This window comes from Marinobacter excellens LAMA 842 (assembly GCF_001574445.1).
Classification (GTDB): domain Bacteria; phylum Pseudomonadota; class Gammaproteobacteria; order Pseudomonadales; family Oleiphilaceae; genus Marinobacter; species Marinobacter shengliensis.
Map to the genome: position 1 here is coordinate 1 of NZ_LOCO01000056.1, position 2,567 is coordinate 2,567.

Sequence of the window (2,567 nt, forward strand, 5' to 3'; positions counted from 1 at the left end):
TCGGCAGCTTCTGCTAAGCAAGAATCCGGGACCCTGCGCTGGTTGCTCGGCATCAATGCACTTCTGTTCGTGGTGGAAATGACTGCCGGTCTGATCGCCCAGTCCACCGGCCTGATTGGAGAATCTCTGGACAATTTTGCAGATGCGGCGGTGTACGGCCTTGCCCTCTATGCGGTTGGGCATAGCGTGAAAATGCAGGTACGTGCCGCGCATCTTGCTGGTGTACTGCAGCTGATTTTGGCTGTGGGCGTGCTCGTAGAGGTGGTGAGACGCTTTGTATTCGGTAGTGAGCCTGAATCGCTGGTGATGATGGCTATCGCTTTCGTTGCATTGATTGCCAATACCAGTTGTCTACTGCTCATATCCAAACATCGGGAAGGCGGGGCGCACATGAAGGCAAGCTGGATATTCTCGGCCAACGACGTGGTGATCAACCTGGGGGTCATCACCGCCGGCGCCCTGGTCGCGTGGACCGGTTCCAATTATCCGGATCTGATTATCGGCACCATCGCGGGGGGCATTGTACTTAACGGTGCCAGGCGCATTCTGGCGTTGAAGGGTTAAATAATGCCCATTATTGGCAAAAAGCTCTCGCCGTATGCCCTGTTGTCCATATCGGGCCTGCTGGCAACGTCTGATCAGGCTGTAAAGTGGTTGATGCAGCAATCAATGGCCTATGGCGAGACTGTTTCGGTGACCCCGTTCTTTAACTGGGTGCACCTATGGAACACCGGTTCCGCATTCAGTCTTTTTGCGGATGGTGGAGGCTGGCAGCGCTCTTTTTTTATCGGGATCGTGGTGGTGGTTTCGATTTTCTGATCAAGCTGATCCTTGAAAATCGTCATAAAGGAGAGGCCATCGCTTACAGTCTTATCCTCGGTAGCGCCATGGGCAACCTGATTGACCGGGTCTTTCGTGGTTATGTTGTGGATTCCTTTGATTTCTATTGGCGAGACTGGCATTGGCCGGCCTTCAACCTGGCTGATATTGCAATTGTCCTCGGTGCCTTACTTTTCGTTTCCGGCAGCTTTTTGGGTAAGAAAACAAACACCAATGCCGAGTCGGATGGATCTGACTGACATCTGCGCCTATACAACACCATGACCGAACTTCCCGACAACATCCTTCACCTGCCGCAATACCAAGTACTGGGCTGCAAATCAACCGACGACGAAATGCACTTCTAGGTGGACGCGCCCGATCCCGTCGCCTGCGAGGAATGCGCCGTGCAGGGTGAGTTCGTGCGGTTCTGTAAGCGTGATGTTCCCTATCGTGATCTGCCCATCCATGGAAAGGGGGCCACCCTCTGGGTGGTCCGCCGCCGGTACATCTGCCAGCCCTGCAAGACAACCTTCAGGCCCCAGCTACCGGAGATGGTGGACGGCTTCCGCATGTCGCTGCGGCTGCATGAGTATGTGGAGAAGGAATCCTTCAACCACCCTTACACCTTTGCGGCGGCACAGACCGGCTTGGACGAGAAGATGGTACGCGACATCTTCAACGGCCGCGCCAAGTTCCTGGGGCACTGAAACCGCTTCAAGACGCCCCGCATTCTGGGCATCGACGAGCTGTACTGAACAAGCGCTATCGCTGCATCCTGACCAACATCGAGGAGAGAACCCTGCTCGACCTGTTGGCCACCCGCCGTCAGAACGTGGTGACCAATTACCTGATGAAGATGAAAGATCGGTAGAAGGTCGAGATGGTCAGCATGGACATGTGGAATCCCTACCGGACAGCGGTCAAAGTAGTGCTGCCAGAGGCCCGCATCGTGGTCGATAAGTTCCATGTGGTGCGCATGGCTAACGATGCCCTGGAGAAGGTGCGCAAGGGCCTCAGAAAGGAGCTGAAATCCTCCCAGATCCGAACCCTCAGGGGAGATCGGAAAATCCTGCTGAAACGCGCTCACGAAGTCTCAGACTGGGAACGGTTGATCATGGAGACCTGGACAGGTGCATTCCCGAAACTGCTGGCAGCCTACGAGCACAAGGAACGCTTCTACGGCATCTGGGACGCCACCACACGGCCCCAGGCAGAAGCTGCCCTGGAAGAGTGGATCGCCACCATCCCGAAGGGCCAGAAAGCAGTCTGGAGTGATCTGATTAGGGCCGTGAGCAACTGGCGCGAAGAGATCATGGCCTACTTCGAGACGGACATGCCCGTCACCACAACGCTTACACAGAATCCATCAACCGACTGGCCAAGGACAAGAACCGTGAAGGGCGTGGTTACTCCTTCGAGGTGATGCGGGCACGAATGCTCTACACTACGAAGCACAATAAGAAGGCCTCGGCTTCGAAGGTTTCTCCGTTCTATAAGAAAACCATCGGTTACGGACTTCCGGATTTCGCAGAGGAGCTCAGCTACGGGTTCGATCTATCGACCATCTGAGGGTGGTATCAGGTTGATGGGGTGAAGGTGCCCCATCAACCATTAAATCCGTATACCCAAAAAATAAAGCCATTTACTAATGGGTTCGAAAGTAAGCGAACATCATTTATAATGTAGGCTCCGTTCGCCAAGCTTATCGGATATTTACACACATGCGCCACGATGACGGTCGTAAA

At 54.5% G+C, this 2,567-nt stretch carries 1 protein-coding gene and 2 pseudogenes; all 3 read left to right on the top strand.

The features are described 5' to 3' along the window. A partial coding sequence (locus J122_RS20015) for a cation transporter (protein ID WP_197463900.1) occupies window positions 1-564 on the top strand: 564 nt, incomplete at its 5' end. A gap of 3 nt (window positions 565-567) precedes the next feature. Next, window positions 568-1,079 (top strand): annotated as a pseudogene (gene lspA, locus J122_RS20020) (signal peptidase II). 21 nt (window positions 1,080-1,100) lie between these two features. Next, window positions 1,101-2,391: pseudogene (locus tag J122_RS20030) on the top strand (ISL3 family transposase). Window positions 2,392-2,567 lie beyond the last annotated feature (176 nt).